We start from the raw sequence: 14,407 nt of genomic DNA, 5'->3' as shown, positions 1-14,407 counted from the left end.
ATTAGTTTTAACTTTTAATTTTATTTTATGAAAAAATGTATAATATTTAGAACATTAATGTTCGTTCACTTGATATTAATAGCTTTATTATTCACAGGTTGTTTAAATCACGAAGTTATAAATAACGTAGAGTCCCATGTACATAATTATAAATTAGAAACAGTTTCATTAGAAAAAGTTCCTTATTTAAAACCTGTTGTCGAAACTTTTGCCAAGAAAAATAAATCAAAAAATAAATTTGCAAGAGCAACCTCTAGGGAGGAATCTTATTCCCATTTGATTCTAGACTTAGATAAAATACTAGTTTATACGCCAAATGAAGGATATGTTAGTTATTCAATTGTTATAAAAAACGAAATTGAGAATAACAGTCCTTATTATTTTGAAAATTTGCATATAGTTGAAAAAGGAGATAGTCTAAAGACACTAATTTATAGATGGTTGCCTACTAATAAAGATGTGAAATTTGATTTAAAAACCTACAGTGGAGTTGTTGAAAATTACGAACTCGATTATACGTTAAAATCCATGACAGTTTATGAAAACGGAACAATTGTTAATTCATCAATTCCAGATAGTAACGGACCTGTTGGTAGCTTAGTAGTTAGTTCAGATTGTTTTAATTTAGCATTTTGTCCTTGTTCACCTGATGGACCGGAATATTGTGGTTGCTCGATTTGTACTTGGATTGTGACGACAGTCTGTTCCGGTTCAGGAGGACCTGGAGGAGGCTCATCTTCACAAACTGGTTCATCTGGCACAGGATCAAACAATGGAAGTTCTAGTTCAGGTTCTGGAGGTGGTCCTGGTAGTAGTTCAAGTGGTGTTTATACAACAGGATTTGAATCCAATTCGATTGTAGTAGTACCAAAACCATTGGAATATGAAGAATACGAAGGATTTATGTTTGATAATTTCCTTAATTCTTTCCTAGTTGCAGGTGATGATTTATATTATTGGTTAAAAAACCCTTATCCTATGGGAGCTTCTGAAGAAATTAAAAATTTAATTAAAGATTATGTGAATTCAGAGAATGCTGATTTGGAGTTTGCTCGTGAATTAGCATTAATAATTTATGATTTAAAAACACAAATTGAAGATCAATCATTATTATATGAAACAGCTAAATCAACTATTTATGCACATGAAAACAATTATTTTAGCCAACCACTTGATTCTGATTTTTTTAGTTATGTAGATGACTATTCATTACTATCATATATTGACCCAAACAATGCTATAAACTTTGCAAGATTATTTATTGCCCATTGTGCAGTAATAAAGCAAGAAAATCCTAGTTGGTCAACTGTTAAGGTTTTTGCTGTGGCTTATGTTGATACTGTTCAATTACTTTTAGATTTTGCAGGATTAGTCCCAGTTATAGGTGAGGTTGCTGATTTAACAAATGGTGTCATCTATTCGATACAAGGTGACGGTGTAAATGCAACTCTTAGTTTTGCATCTACAATTCCAGTAGCAGGTTGGTTTTCTGCCGGTATAAAATTTGCTAAAAGAGCAGACGGATTGAAATTATTAGTTAAAGCGAATGGTATTATTGATTTTGGAAAAAGAGCTGACTTAAGAAAAATTTTAAACATAACTGATACGAGTAAACAAGCACACCATATTATGCCTTGGGCTTTTAGTGAATCCAATTTAGTTCAAAAGGCTGCTAAATCAAATAATGCCTTTCATATGAATCAATTTTCAAATGGTTTTCCTTTACCAACCTCTAATCATTTAACAGGGCATAATTTGTATAATAGTAAAATACAAAGTATTTTACAAGCAAATAGTGCACAAATAGAAAATATGTCACCAACTCAAGCATACAATTTTTTAACAGGTTTGAACAATCACATTAAAGGACTATTTCAAGCGAATCAAAATATGAATCTTGGTCAAATTTCTAATCTAATTAGTTATCCTTAAAATGAAATATTTCAAGTTAGAATACAATAGTCTCAATATACAAGAAACTGGCACACAATTTCAATGTGTGTCAGTTGAAAAAATAGGTGATATTCAAAGTAATATTTTTCCAATGGAAGGTTCTATCGATTTTTCTTTTGATTTACCCATCCCGATTATGCAAAGTAAAGCTAAACCCACAACAATTTTAAATGTAATCCCTGTTAATAATAGATTTTTAATTTTGAAAAATTATTTTATTGATTTCATAAAAAATTTTGAAATCGGAGAGTTTGAATCATGGAAGATTAAAGTTAAACATAAAAATGATTACTATGATGATTATAGTTTGTTCGTTTTAAGTTTCCCATTGCAAAAAGAAATTATCGATTTTGAGAAATCAAAGTTTTATAAAGGTAAATTTACTGATCAATCATTTTTAGGGGAAGATATTATAATAAAAGATTATGAAAATTATCTAACTGTTCAAAATAAGTTTCAGAATAGTGATGATGATTTTTTAAAATTCAAACTACTAAGTTTAGATTTCAGCAAAATAGAAGTAGATATGTTTAGAATTTGGAATTTTCCATTTGGAGGTTATTATGTTTCAGAAAGGTTAAAAAATTCTATTGAAGAAAAAAGATTTACTGGTTTTGCATTTCAGGAAATAGAAGAAATGGATAAAAGGATAAAGGTTATATATTAGTTTAAAGCAAAACCCAGAAAAGTTTTAGGCTTGGGTTCATTTGTATCAAATGGGCAACATGCACATCATTTAACACCATGGGAGTTTTGTAATAGTCAATTGTTCAAAAAGCTGCAAAATCGGGGGATTCTTGGCATATGAATGATTTAATAAACGGTTTGCCCTTACCAACTACTAATCACTTAACTGGTCATGATGTATATAATGTTATAGTTGGACAGAAGCTTACAGATTTAAATAATATATCTCCTACGCCAAGTATAGCATATCAAAAGCTTAAAGAATTTGCAGATGAATTAAAAACTTTGATACAAAATAATCCTAATATGAATCTTGGGCAAATAGCAAATCTAATAAATTAATTAAATGAAATATTATTGGTTAACTAATAATGGTTTGAATATTAATGAAACAGGTATATATCCTCAGTCTATTGAGTGTCTAAATATTAATGATATTCAAGAATATGGTTTGGTTTTTATAGTGAAATAATAAAACATTTTCAGTTGCCGGAACCTATCTTAAGAAAAAGTGCTAAAAAGACAACTTATTTAACAATTACTGCAATAAATGAAGCTGTTTTCTTGGTTATAGATAAAAAATTTTTACAATTCATTAAACAGTTTAAAGTTTCTGAATTTCAAACATGGGATTTGAATGTGCAATATTCGGATGAAATTTTAAAAGATTATTGTTTGTTTCATTTATCTAGCCCTAGTCAAGAGAGAATCATTGACTTTAGTAAATCTGATTTCGAAATAATTAAATATAAAACTAAGGAAACAGAAAAAAGAAAGTATTTGAGTTATAAGGATTATAAAGATGATTGGAATAGAGAAATATACAAAGGAAACACCTTGATTTTTAATAAATTATTTTTAAATTTTTCTAGTATAAATTTTGATATAGTCAGATTAATATTAATGCCAGTAAAAGGGAATGGTTATTTTGTTTCAGAAAGATTTAAACAAGCTATTGAAGAACAAGGCTTTACCGGGATGGCGTTTAAAGAGATTGAGCAAATTGACAGTAGAATTAAAGTTATATATTAAAAAAGAGATGACTTAATATACCGAAACTCCTCAAAATTAGTCAAGATTAGAATATAAATTTACCCGTAGAATTGACCGAATGCGATCGGATTATAACTAAAAAAAGACCTCTTTTGAGGTCTTTTTTTTAAGTATTTTTATACAATCTCCAGTGTTTTTGCTTTGTTAACTAAGTCAACCAAGTTAGTCACATTCAATTTAGTGAGCAATCGCAATTTATAGGTACTGATCGTTTTTTCATTCAATCCTAAAATTTTAGATATTTCGTTATTCTTTTTACCATCGCTTAAAAAGCGGAGAACTTCAATTTCGCGGTTAGAAAGTTTGCGATACAGCCGTTCACTTTTATTCTGCTTAGCAATTAAAGCCAGGTTTTTCTTAATGGTATCATTAAATATAATGGCCCCATTATGAACTTTAACAATGACATTGCCAAGGGTTTCTAATTTGGATGTTTTGTGTAAATAAGCAGAAACACCTGCTTTTAAAGAGTTTGGAGCATAAATGTTTTCAGATAAATTACTGAAAATAATAATTTTTGTGCTCGGAAATTCTTTTAAAATGTATTTGACCAGATTAATACTGGTTAAACCCTCTAACTCTAAGTCTAAAACTAAGATATCGACAGGTTTAATTTTGAGCATGTCTAAAATCATGTTGTAATTACCAACGTGGCCTACAACACTTATTTCTGCATGGTCTTTAAAGTACGATTTCACCCCGAAATGTACAACGGGTTGGTTATCGGCTAAACAAACTTTAATCATAATAAGTGGTATTTTGGTTGAAAAATGATTATCAATTATTTAGGGCAGTTAAAGATACTACATTTTTTTCTAATGGAATGTATTTCTGACAAAAAAAATTAAGAAAAATTTTAGATTTGCCTTAATTCATTGGGAATTTTGCATACCGGTATAGGGTTCATTTTGTGTTTATTAGCTGAATTTAGCCGATTATAGATGTTAAAAACCTCTAAATTTCTTCCTTTAAAATCAGTTGCTGTTTTTCCTGCTTCAACAGCATTCATGGCTTGTTCTAATTCGTCATAACTGGCTCCTAATTGGTCTTCGTCACTTCTGTGATCTCCAAATAATCCATCGGTTGGAGCAGCATTTAAAATGGAATCCGGAACTTTTAAATAGTGCCCTAAAGCATATACCTCTGACTTCATTAAATCTGCAATCGGACTTAAATCTACTCCGCCATCACCGTATTTTGTGTAAAACCCAACGCCGAAATCTTCTACTTTATTTCCGGTTCCGGCCACTAACAAACCATGAATACCTGCTAAATAATACAGGGTTGTCATCCGTAATCTTGCTCTTGTATTGGCAAGCGACAAATTTAATTTTGCTTCGTTTTCTGAAAAAGGAACCGTTTTTTTAAAGTGCTCAAAGGTTTCTGATAAATCAATAGAAATGCTGTCAACAGTTGAAAAACGCTTTTTTAATTGAGCTATGTGTTCCTTTTTTCGACTCACATGTGAGACAGCTTGATGAATGGGTAATTCCACACACAAAGTCTTTAATCCGGTTTGAGCACATAGGGTGGAAGTAACAGCACTGTCTATTCCGCCGGAAACTCCCACAACAAATCCGTTTATTTTTGCGTTTAAGGCATAGTTTTTTAGCCAATGTACAATGTGCTCATTTACTTTTTCTACGTGAATAGAAATATTTTTTTGTGTCATATTTTTAAGTTATACCATTTGGTGCAGTATATTTGCAAACCAAAATTAGTACGTAAAAATAATAAAAACCATTTGATTTTTCAGGACGAATTAATCTTATCATAATGCAACTCATAGAATGAAAAAATATATTTTAATTGCCTTGCTCATTTTCTTCATTTCGTGTGATAAAAAATCAAAAGTTGAAAAAGAGGTTGAAGAAATTCCACTTAGCTTAACCATTGAACGTTTTGATAAAATATTTTATGAAACCCCGATTTCCGATTTTCAACAAATGAGGAAAAAATATGCTGCTTTTTTTCCAACACAATATCCGGACAGTGTTTTTATTAATAAAATTAAAAATCCGTTGTACCGTGAGTTGTATGATGAAGTTCAAAAAAAATACGCAAACTTTCAACCGATACAGACTGAAATTGAAGATGTTTTTCGTCACATAAAATATTACTTTCCAACTCAAAAATTACCTCAAAAAGTGACCACAGTGATTTCTGAAATGGATTATCAAAACAAAGTTATTTATACCGATTCGTTGTTAATTATTTCATTGGATTTATATTTGGGTAAGGAGCACAAATTTTATGAATTTCCTGATTATTTCAGGCAAACATTCGAACGGTCTCAAATTATGCCCGATATTGTTTCAGATTTTTCAACACGTATTATTGCTCAACCAAGAGATAAAAGCTTTTTAGCTCAAATGATTTATTTTGGGAAAGAGCAATATTTAAAAGATTTATTGCTTCCGAATGTTGAAGATTTTGTCAAAATGGGTTACTCAAAAGAACAACAAATTTGGTGTGAAGAAAATGAAGATGAAATTTGGCGTTATTTTATCGAAGACAATCTTTTATATGATTCTGACAGTAAATTAATTCAACGATTTATTGCACCTGCACCTTTTTCTAAATTTTATCTCGAAATTGATAATGAATCTCCTGGAAGAACCGGAGTTTGGATTGGATGGCAAATTGTGCGTTCTTTTATGAAAAATAATGAAGTGTCTTTAGCGGATTTAATGGCGATGGATGCTAAAGAAATATTCACACGTTCAAAATATAAACCAAAAAAATAATGGCAAATAGTAAATACGAAATCAAATTTGATATTGAATTAGACGATAATAAAATCCCTGAAAAAATGCATTGGACCGCCAAAGACGGCGGAGTAGTAAACCAAGAAACAAAAGCGATTATGTTATCGGTTTGGGATGCTAAATCTAAAGAATCTTTGCGAATCGATTTATGGACAAAAGAAATGCCTGTAGATGAAATGAAAGTTTTTTTTCATCATACACTTTTGGCAATGGCAGATTCTTTGCAAAAAGCTACCGGAGAGGATAAAATGGGTGATACAATGCGTGATTTTTGTGATTATTTTGCTGAAAAATTGGAATTGAAAAAATAAAGAGTAGATTTGCCACTCAACAAAAATGAAACATTTATTTATGAAAAAAATTACAAAATTTGCGATGGCTTTTGTGCTGTTTGGAATGATAAGTTGTAGTGATGATGATAGTTCTTCCACTTCAAGTTGTTCTTCTACTATTCCTTTTCTTCAACCCGGGAAAACATTTACCTATAATTTGTCTCAGTTTGGATTTGATTCCGGAACAATTAATTTGGCTTATGGAGAATGTAACGGTAATGGTTTTTTGGTTACCAGACAATCTTTTGATCCTTCCGGAGTAGCAGGGGCAATTGCCACTGATTTATACAAACAAGAAGGTGACTTTTTGTTAACTGATTCAAACAACAATAATGATTATTTTGCAAAAATCTATAAAAAGAATGCAACATTAGGTGAATCATGGAATGTTACAAGACCTGATGGTTCAATAGTTACGCATGAAGTGGTGGATATTGATTCGTTAGTGACTGTTCCTGCAGGAAGTTTTCATTGTAAAGTGTTTAAATATACAACGACAACTGCCGCTAATGAATCATTTGTTTTTTGGAATGATGAGGTTGGAAATATTATGGAAGATGCCGGATTTTTCAAATTAGAATTAAAAACGCATAATTAAGATATACTTATTCTTCATAAAAAAAGGTTGGCATTTGCTAGCCTTTTTTTATAACAAATTGTTTTTAAACATTTCTTGATTTATATTGTCAATAAAAGAAAGTAATTCTTCTTTTCCCGTCGTTTCAGTTGCAGAGGTTACAAAATGTTGTGGCATTTCTTCCCAGCCACTGGCTAAAACTTGTTTTCTATAAGCCGTGATATGCGATTGAATTCTTGTTTTTCCTACTTTGTCTGCTTTGGTAAAAATGATGCAAAAAGGAACTTCCGTCACGCCTAAATAAGTGATAAATTCCAAATCGATTTTTTGAGCTTCGAGTCGGATGTCTATTAGTACAAAAGCACAAACCAATTGTTCTCTTTTCTCAAAATAATCGGTTACAAATTTCTGAAATACATCTTTTGATTTTTTGGAAACTTTAGCATAACCATAACCGGGTAAATCAACCAAAAACCAATTATTATTGATTTTGAAATGATTAATAAGCTGCGTTTTTCCTGGTTTTGAAGAGGTTTTTGCCAAGCTTTTATGATTAGTAAGCATGTTAATCAAAGATGATTTTCCAACATTGGAACGGCCAATAAAAGCATATTCCGGTAACGGGTCTTTCGGACATTTGCTTACTTCAGAATTACTGATGATAAATTCGGCTGTTGTAATTTTCATAGGTTTAATTTAAAAACAAAAAAGTCCATTCGGACTTTTTAAAATTTAGTTTTTTGCAACCATTCTAATAATATCCGGTTAAATTCAGTTGGATGTTCCATCATAGCGGCGTGACCACATTTGTCTACCCAATATAAATCTGAATTTGGAAGTAATTTATGAAATTCTTCTGCAACTTCCGGTGGGGTTACTTTGTCATTTTTACCCCAAATAAGGCAAGTTGGAATAGTCATTTTAGGTAAATCTTTTGCCATATTATGACGAATAGCACTTTTAGCAATTGTAAGTGTTTTGATTACTTTAATACGGTCGTTAACAATATTAAATACTTCATCAACTACCTCTTTTGTGGCCATTTCCGGGTCATAAAAAACACCTTGAGTTTTTAGTTTAATGTATTCATAATCACCACGTTTTGGATAGGTATCACCCATGGCACTTTCATATAAACCGCTACTTCCTGTTAGTACCATGCCGATAACTTTTTCAGGATACATTTTTGTATGGTATAAAGCGACATGTCCACCCAAGGAATTGCCTAATAAAATGACTTTGTCAAATCCTTTGAAAGTGATAAAATCTTTTACAAATCTTGCAAAGGCTTTTACATTGGTTTTTAAAATGTTTTGAGTGTATAAAGGAAGCTCAGGAATCACAACTTTGTATCCATGTTTCGGAAAAAAATCAGCCACTCCGCCAAAATTACTTAATCCTCCCATAAGACCATGCAAAACAATTATCGGAATACCTTCTCCCGATTCAAAATAAGTATACTTTCCCTCTTTTTTAAAACGTTGTTCCATTTAAGATGACCTCTTTCTATTTCTCACAAATATATGATTTTATCTATAAAAAAGAAGTATACGAAAGTTTATTTGCGAGGAATTTAGGTTGATCTGCCAAAAAATAAAAAGGAGTTTCTAAAATTCTAATTATCAACAATTTTGAATAAATAAAAATGGCAATCCACTTTACTAAAAAAGAGGATATAAGCATGTTCATTTTGTTAATCCGTTACCTTTTTTATTGCAAACCTGATATTTCTAAAGGGATTGTTAAATAAAATGTAAAAATTTAGCAAATGATTTTTAAATGTAAGGGATAACGAAGTGGTAAAACTTATTAACAAAGTGGTATTTTGTGGTAAATTGTGGTAAAAACTTTTTATATTTGCTATCAAACCATGAAAACCGTAACCCGTTGAATACCATTGTAGGAACATATGAATGTAAAGTTGATGCTAAAGGAAGGCTTCTTTTGCCGGCTCCTTTAAAAAAGCAATTGGCTTCTTCATTGAAAGATGGTTTTGTATTGAAACGCTCTGTTTTTCAGCCTTGTTTAGAATTATATCCCATGGCGGAATGGAATGTTTTGATGAATAAAGTGAACAAGCTGAATCGTTTTGTGAAAAAGAATAATGATTTTATCAGAAGGTTTACTGCTGGAGTAAAAATCGTTGAAATTGATGCTTTGGGAAGGCTTTTGGTTCCTAAAGATTTGGTTGTTTTCGCTTCTGTATCGAAAGATATTGTGTTGTCATCAGCTGTAAATATTGTGGAGATTTGGGATAAAGATTTATATGAAAAATCAATCGATGATGCAACTGTTGATTTTGCTGATTTGGCTGAAGATGTTATGGGGAATGTAAATGACGATGACAATGGAATATCATAATCCGGTTCTGTTACAAGCATCCGTAGAGGGGTTGAATATTAAGCATGATGGTGTTTATGTCGATGTGACTTTTGGAGGCGGAGGGCATTCTAAAGAAATTTTAAAGCATCTTGGGCCTAATGGAAAACTGTTTGCCTTCGATCAGGATGAAGATGCGTTAGCCAATGCTTTGCCGGATGAACGTTTCAAATTGATTAATGAGAATTTCAGGAATATTAAGCGGTTCTTGCGTTTTTACGGTGTGAAAGAAGTGGATGGAATTTTAGCAGATTTAGGTGTTTCTTCTCATCAATTTGATGTAGCTGAGCGTGGTTTTTCAACTCGATTTGACGCTGAACTCGATATGCGAATGAATCAAAAAGATAGCTTAAATGCATTTACAGTTGTCAATGAATATGAAGAAGTTCGATTAAAAAAAATATTTACTGAGTTTGGAGAATTGTCTAATGCCGGAGCGATTGCAAATACCATCGTAAATGCCAGAAAAGATTCTCCCATAAAGAATACGGAACAGCTTAAACAAGTATTGTCAAGGTTTTTACCGGCTCATAAAAGTCATAAAATATTAGCACAAATTTATCAGGCAATCCGTATCGAAGTGAATCAGGAAATGGAAGTGTTGAAAGAGTTTTTAGTTCAAGCATTAGATGTTTTGAAGCCGGAAGGGAGATTGAGTGTTATTTCATACCATTCGTTAGAAGACAGATTGGTGAAACGATTTATGAAAAATGGTCTTTTTGAAGGAGAGCCGGAACGTGATTTTTTTGGAAATTTTTCAGTTCCCTTTAAGTCCATTGGAAAATTAATAGTGCCTGATAACAAAGAAATAAAAATCAATAACAGAGCCCGAAGTGCAAAGTTGCGAATAGCTGAAAAAAAGTAAATGAAAGCCGGAATTTATGACATACTAAAAGCAAAATTTCTAATCAATGAAGATGCAGCTAAAAACTGGAAATTCATTGTTTTTCTAATTGCTTTAGCCATGATTATGATTGCCAACATTCATTGGTATGAAAAAAAAATATTTCGAATTGTTGAAATGAATAAGGAAGTGAAGGAATTGCGTTCCGAGTTCGTTGACCGCCGATCTGAATTAATGAAATTAAAAATGGAAAGCACCATATCCAAAAAAATGGAAGAAAAAGGAATTTTTCCCTCCACAGTGCCTCCAACAAAAATAAAAGTAGCTAAACCCAAAGAGAAAACCTTGACAGAAAAAATATGGCAGTAGAAGATAAACATATCTCTTACAGAATTTATTTAGTAGCATTTGTTATTTTAATGTTGGCAATCGCTATTACTGTTAAATTAACTAATATCCAATGGGTAGAAGGAGAATATTATCGACAATTAGCGAAAGAAAGAAGTGTTAAAAATTTTGTTATCCCGGCTAATAAAGGAAATATATACTCTTCAGATGGTAGTTTGTTGGCAACTTCTATTCCAAATTACAAAGTTCGATTTGATGCAATCGCTCCAAATAAAGTAGATTTTGATAAAAATTTGCAACCGCTTTGTGATTCTTTAGCTAAACTTTTAGGGAAACCAACCCAATTTTATAAAACAGAATTATTGAGAGCCAGAGCGGATAAAAACAGGTATTATTTGGTTGCCCGAAATTTAAGTTATACGCAATACATGAAGATAAAAAGCTTTCCATTATTTAACAAAGGAGCTTATAAAGGTGGAATTATTACAGAACAAAGAACCATTCGTGAGCATCCAATAGGGTTAGTAGCAGAGAGAACTATTGGTTACGAAAGAATTAAACCGGATGGAAAACCGGATGGAAAAGGAATTGAATGGGCTTTTAAAGATTATTTGACAGGGAAAGACGGTAAGCGGTTGATGCAAAAAATGGCCAAAGGTCAGTGGAAGCCTATTCGTGATGAAAATGAAGTAGAACCACAAGATGGTTATGATATTATTTCGACTTTGGATGTTTATATTCAGGATATTGCCCACCATGCTTTATTAAAACAATTAGAGTACTATGAAGCTGATCATGGTTGTGTTGTTGTAATGGAAACCAAAACCGGTGAAGTAAAAGCAATTTCCAACTTAGGAAGAAATCAAGAAGGACAATACACGGAAACTGTAAATTACGCTGTTGCCGAATCGCATGAACCGGGTTCAACTTTTAAATTAGTGGATTTATTGGCTCTTTTTGAGGATAAATTGGCCGACACTAACACGGTTTATGATTCAAAAGGCGGTGAAATTACTTATTATAATCGTCGTGTACGTGATTCTAAAAAAGGCGGATACGGTAAAATTACATTAGCTCGTGGTTTCGAAGTTTCCTCAAACACGATTATGGTACAAGCGGTTTATGATAATTATAAAAATAATCCCAAAAAATATGTAGACCATATCAATAGAATGAAATTAAATCAGCCATTGGGACTTCAAATCAAAGGAGAAGGAAAGCCTATAATTCCTCAACCGGGAGCAAAAAATTGGTATGGTACAACCTTGCCTTGGATGGCTTACGGATACGGAGTTTCCATGACACCTCTTCAAACGTTGACGCTTTATAATGCGGTGGCTAACAACGGTGAAATGGTCAAACCTCTTTTTGTCAAAGAAATTAAAGAATGGAATAAAACCATTAAAAAGTTTGATAAAGTGGTCATCAATCCAAAAATTGCATCACAAGAAACAATTGACAAAGTAAAAGTTGTTTTGGAAAATGTAGTTAAAAGAGGAACCGGGTCTAAATTATATTCAAAGGATTTTTCAATGGCCGGAAAAACCGGAACTGCTCAGGTGGGCTATGCGGATAAGGCAAACTTATATTATGCATCTTCTTTCGTAGGTTATTTTCCGGCAGATAATCCAAAATATTCTTGCATTGTAGTGGTGCATAAACCAAGTACATCAAAAGGTTATTATGGAGCTGATGTTTCTGGGCCGGTATTTAAAAGAATTGCTCAAAAAGTTTATACGGATGTGCCTTCCACCAATGAAATCAAAAACTTAGAGAAAAGTAATCTGGTTCAGGATAAAAATTACGAAACTTATTTTACAAATTCTTCAAAAAATATGCAAACTATTCCTAATGTTCATGGAATGCCGGGAATGGATGCTGTTGCACTTTTGGAAAATTTAAAAGTAAAAGTAAAAGTTATCGGAATAGGAAAAGTAAAAAGACAATCCATACAACCCGGGCAACCCTTATTAAATAATACAACAATTATTTTAGAATTATCGTGATCACACTAAAAGACATATTATATAAAGTTAACATTGAAGCAGTGAAAGGTTCAACGGAAGCTACTATCAATAAAATTGAATTTGATTCCAGAAAAGTGGAATTAAATGATGTCTTTGTGGCTATTAGAGGGACAATATCGAACGGACATGATTTTATTGAAAAAGCATTGAATCAAGGAGCCTCCGTAATTGTGTGTGATACTTTTCCTGAACTTATTGTTAATGGAGTAACTTATATTCTGGTAAAAGATACCAATTTAGCACTTGCTTTTTTAGCGGCTAATTTTTATGATAATCCATCACAAAATTTAAAATTAGTTGGTATTACCGGAACAAATGGAAAAACAACTATTGCCTCTTTATTATATCAATTATTTAAAAAAGCCGGTTTTAAAGTAGGCTTGCTTTCAACAGTAAAGATTTTAGTGGATGAAACTGAGTATCCTGCTACACATACTACCCCGGATTCATTGACTATCAATCATTATTTGAATGAAATGAACCAAATAGGAGTTGAATATTGTTTCATGGAAGTGAGTTCACATGGCATACATCAAAAACGTACTGAAGCTCTATATTTTGCCGGAGGTATTTTTACTAATCTTTCGCATGATCATTTAGATTATCATAGCTCTTTTGCTGAATATCGTGATGTGAAAAAGTCTTTTTTTGATTTTTTACCAAAAACTGCTTTTGCCTTGTCTAATTCTGATGACAAGAACGGCACTTTAATGTTACAGAACACAAAAGCAAAAAAACTCACTTACGCTTTAAAATCATATGCTGATTACAAGGCAACAATTTTAGAAAATCAACTTAGTGGATTATTGTTAAAAATAAACGGGAATGAAGTTTGGGTCAAGTTAATAGGAACTTTTAATGCCTATAATTTATTGGCTATCTACGGAACTGCAGTTGAATTAGGTCTTGATAGCTTGGAGGTTTTACGATTATTATCAGAGTTGGAAAGTGTCTCCGGGCGATTTCAATTTATAGTTTCAGATAATAAAATTACAGCTATTGTTGACTATGCTCATACCCCTGATGCATTAGAAAATGTTTTAGGAACAATCAATGATATTCGAACCAAAAATGAACAATTAATCACAATAGTTGGTTGCGGAGGCGATAGAGATAAAACTAAACGTCCGATTATGGCAAACATTGCCACTTCTTTGAGCGATAAAGTTATCCTTACTTCCGATAATCCAAGAAGTGAAGATCCAACAGTAATTTTATTGGAAATGGAAAAAGGGGTGGAACCTCAAAATCACCGCAAAACACTTTCAATTTTAGATAGAAAACAAGCGATTAAAACTGCTTGTCAATTGGCTCAACCTAACGACATTATCTTAATTGCCGGAAAAGGACATGAAACGTATCAGGAAATAAAAGGAGTGCGTCATCATTTTGACGATATGGAAACCGTAAAAGAATTGTTAGACGAACAAAACAAATAG

Annotated in this window: 16 protein-coding genes; 12 read left to right on the top strand and 4 right to left on the bottom strand. The window is 32.0% G+C overall.

Annotated features, from left to right (window positions below):
• Positions 1 to 27: 27 nt before the first annotated feature.
• The 4 genes from C0512_RS08070 to C0512_RS08055 all read left to right on the top strand — a co-directional run bounded on the left by C0512_RS08070 (position 28) and on the right by C0512_RS08055 (position 3,672).
• A complete protein-coding gene (locus C0512_RS08070; RefSeq protein WP_290860395.1) occupies positions 28 to 1,932 on the top strand; it encodes an AHH domain-containing protein in 1,905 nt (634 codons plus the stop codon).
• Positions 1,933 to 1,999: 67 nt separating this feature from the next.
• Positions 2,000 to 2,620: a hypothetical protein gene (locus C0512_RS08065; RefSeq protein ID WP_290860393.1), complete on the top strand. Its 621-nt coding sequence runs from the start codon at positions 2,000 to 2,002 to the stop codon at positions 2,618 to 2,620.
• A gap of 137 nt (positions 2,621 to 2,757) precedes the next feature.
• A complete protein-coding gene (locus tag C0512_RS08060) occupies positions 2,758 to 2,982 on the top strand; it encodes a hypothetical protein (RefSeq protein ID WP_290860391.1) in 225 nt (74 codons plus the stop codon).
• Between the two features lie 144 nt (positions 2,983 to 3,126).
• Positions 3,127 to 3,672, top strand: a complete 546-nt coding sequence (locus C0512_RS08055; protein ID WP_290860390.1) for a hypothetical protein — start codon at positions 3,127 to 3,129, stop codon at positions 3,670 to 3,672.
• Positions 3,673 to 3,809: 137 nt separating this feature from the next.
• Here C0512_RS08055 and C0512_RS08050 read toward each other — a convergent pair whose 3' ends face one another.
• The gene (locus C0512_RS08050; protein ID WP_290860388.1) at positions 3,810 to 4,439 is read right to left on the bottom strand and encodes a response regulator transcription factor; all 630 of its coding nucleotides are present in this window, start codon (positions 4,437 to 4,439) and stop codon (positions 3,810 to 3,812) included.
• A gap of 110 nt (positions 4,440 to 4,549) precedes the next feature.
• A complete protein-coding gene (gene nadE, locus C0512_RS08045) occupies positions 4,550 to 5,365 on the bottom strand; it encodes an NAD(+) synthase (RefSeq protein WP_290860386.1) in 816 nt (271 codons plus the stop codon).
• Between the two features lie 118 nt (positions 5,366 to 5,483).
• On the opposite strand from nadE, the gene gldB reads away from it, so the two are divergent.
• Genes gldB through C0512_RS08030 form a run of 3 tightly spaced genes read left to right on the top strand, consistent with a single transcriptional unit; the run spans position 5,484 to position 7,391 of the window.
• Positions 5,484 to 6,440, top strand: a complete 957-nt coding sequence (gene gldB, locus C0512_RS08040; protein WP_290860384.1) for a gliding motility lipoprotein GldB — start codon at positions 5,484 to 5,486, stop codon at positions 6,438 to 6,440.
• Positions 6,440 to 6,772, top strand: a complete 333-nt coding sequence (gene gldC, locus C0512_RS08035) for a gliding motility protein GldC (protein WP_290860383.1) — start codon at positions 6,440 to 6,442, stop codon at positions 6,770 to 6,772. The genes gldB and gldC overlap by 1 nt, the downstream gene beginning before the upstream one ends.
• 40 nt (positions 6,773 to 6,812) lie before the next feature.
• On the top strand, positions 6,813 to 7,391 hold the full coding sequence (locus tag C0512_RS08030; protein ID WP_290860381.1) for a hypothetical protein: 579 nt from the start codon (positions 6,813 to 6,815) through the stop codon (positions 7,389 to 7,391).
• Positions 7,392 to 7,439: 48 nt separating this feature from the next.
• Here the strand turns inward: C0512_RS08030 and yihA are convergent, their stop codons facing one another.
• Together yihA and C0512_RS08020 are read right to left on the bottom strand one after the other, a co-directional pair.
• Positions 7,440 to 8,057, bottom strand: coding sequence for a ribosome biogenesis GTP-binding protein YihA/YsxC (gene yihA / locus C0512_RS08025; RefSeq protein WP_290860379.1), 618 nt, complete (start codon positions 8,055 to 8,057; stop codon positions 7,440 to 7,442).
• Positions 8,058 to 8,095: 38 nt separating this feature from the next.
• A complete protein-coding gene (locus C0512_RS08020) occupies positions 8,096 to 8,860 on the bottom strand; it encodes an alpha/beta hydrolase (RefSeq protein ID WP_290860377.1) in 765 nt (254 codons plus the stop codon).
• Between the two features lie 397 nt (positions 8,861 to 9,257).
• Between C0512_RS08020 and mraZ the strand changes: the two genes are divergently transcribed.
• Genes mraZ through C0512_RS07995 form a run of 5 tightly spaced genes read left to right on the top strand, consistent with a single transcriptional unit; the run spans position 9,258 to position 14,407 of the window.
• Positions 9,258 to 9,731 (top strand): division/cell wall cluster transcriptional repressor MraZ, encoded by a 474-nt coding sequence (gene mraZ / locus C0512_RS08015; protein WP_290860375.1) that lies wholly within the window; start codon positions 9,258 to 9,260, stop codon positions 9,729 to 9,731.
• A complete protein-coding gene (gene rsmH, locus C0512_RS08010) occupies positions 9,706 to 10,614 on the top strand; it encodes a 16S rRNA (cytosine(1402)-N(4))-methyltransferase RsmH (RefSeq protein WP_290860373.1) in 909 nt (302 codons plus the stop codon). The genes mraZ and rsmH overlap by 26 nt, the downstream gene beginning before the upstream one ends.
• Positions 10,615 to 10,962, top strand: a complete 348-nt coding sequence (locus C0512_RS08005; protein ID WP_290860371.1) for an FtsL-like putative cell division protein — start codon at positions 10,615 to 10,617, stop codon at positions 10,960 to 10,962.
• Positions 10,953 to 12,947 carry a penicillin-binding protein gene (locus C0512_RS08000; RefSeq protein ID WP_290860369.1) on the top strand — a complete coding sequence of 665 codons (1,995 nt, stop codon included), beginning with the start codon at positions 10,953 to 10,955 and terminating at the stop codon, positions 12,945 to 12,947. Before C0512_RS08005 ends, C0512_RS08000 begins: the two co-directional genes overlap by 10 nt.
• Entirely contained in the window at positions 12,944 to 14,407 is a 1,464-nt protein-coding gene (locus tag C0512_RS07995) for a UDP-N-acetylmuramoyl-L-alanyl-D-glutamate--2,6-diaminopimelate ligase (RefSeq protein WP_290860367.1), read from the top strand. Before C0512_RS08000 ends, C0512_RS07995 begins: the two co-directional genes overlap by 4 nt.

This window comes from Flavobacterium sp. (assembly GCF_013822155.1).
Lineage (GTDB): Bacteria > Bacteroidota > Bacteroidia > Flavobacteriales > Flavobacteriaceae > Flavobacterium.
This window is presented reverse-complemented; position numbering and strand designations above follow the sequence as displayed.

Excerpts from the sequence above, each read along its gene's own strand:
- C0512_RS08000 (WP_290860369.1), top strand. The coding sequence starts at position 10,953 with ATGGCAGTAGAAGATAAACATATCTCTTACAGAATTTATTTAGTAGCA.
- yihA (WP_290860379.1), bottom strand. The coding sequence starts at position 8,057 with ATGAAAATTACAACAGCCGAATTTATCATCAGTAATTCTGAAGTAAGC.
- gldB (WP_290860384.1), top strand. The coding sequence starts at position 5,484 with ATGAAAAAATATATTTTAATTGCCTTGCTCATTTTCTTCATTTCGTGT.
- C0512_RS08050 (WP_290860388.1), bottom strand. The coding sequence starts at position 4,439 with ATGATTAAAGTTTGTTTAGCCGATAACCAACCCGTTGTACATTTCGGG.
- C0512_RS08020 (WP_290860377.1), bottom strand. The coding sequence starts at position 8,860 with ATGGAACAACGTTTTAAAAAAGAGGGAAAGTATACTTATTTTGAATCG.
- nadE (WP_290860386.1), bottom strand. The coding sequence starts at position 5,365 with ATGACACAAAAAAATATTTCTATTCACGTAGAAAAAGTAAATGAGCAC.
- C0512_RS08005 (WP_290860371.1), top strand. The coding sequence starts at position 10,615 with ATGAAAGCCGGAATTTATGACATACTAAAAGCAAAATTTCTAATCAAT.
- gldC (WP_290860383.1), top strand. The coding sequence starts at position 6,440 with ATGGCAAATAGTAAATACGAAATCAAATTTGATATTGAATTAGACGAT.
- C0512_RS08030 (WP_290860381.1), top strand. The coding sequence starts at position 6,813 with ATGAAAAAAATTACAAAATTTGCGATGGCTTTTGTGCTGTTTGGAATG.
- rsmH (WP_290860373.1), top strand. The coding sequence starts at position 9,706 with ATGACGATGACAATGGAATATCATAATCCGGTTCTGTTACAAGCATCC.
- C0512_RS08060 (WP_290860391.1), top strand. The coding sequence starts at position 2,758 with ATGAATGATTTAATAAACGGTTTGCCCTTACCAACTACTAATCACTTA.
- C0512_RS08070 (WP_290860395.1), top strand. The coding sequence starts at position 28 with ATGAAAAAATGTATAATATTTAGAACATTAATGTTCGTTCACTTGATA.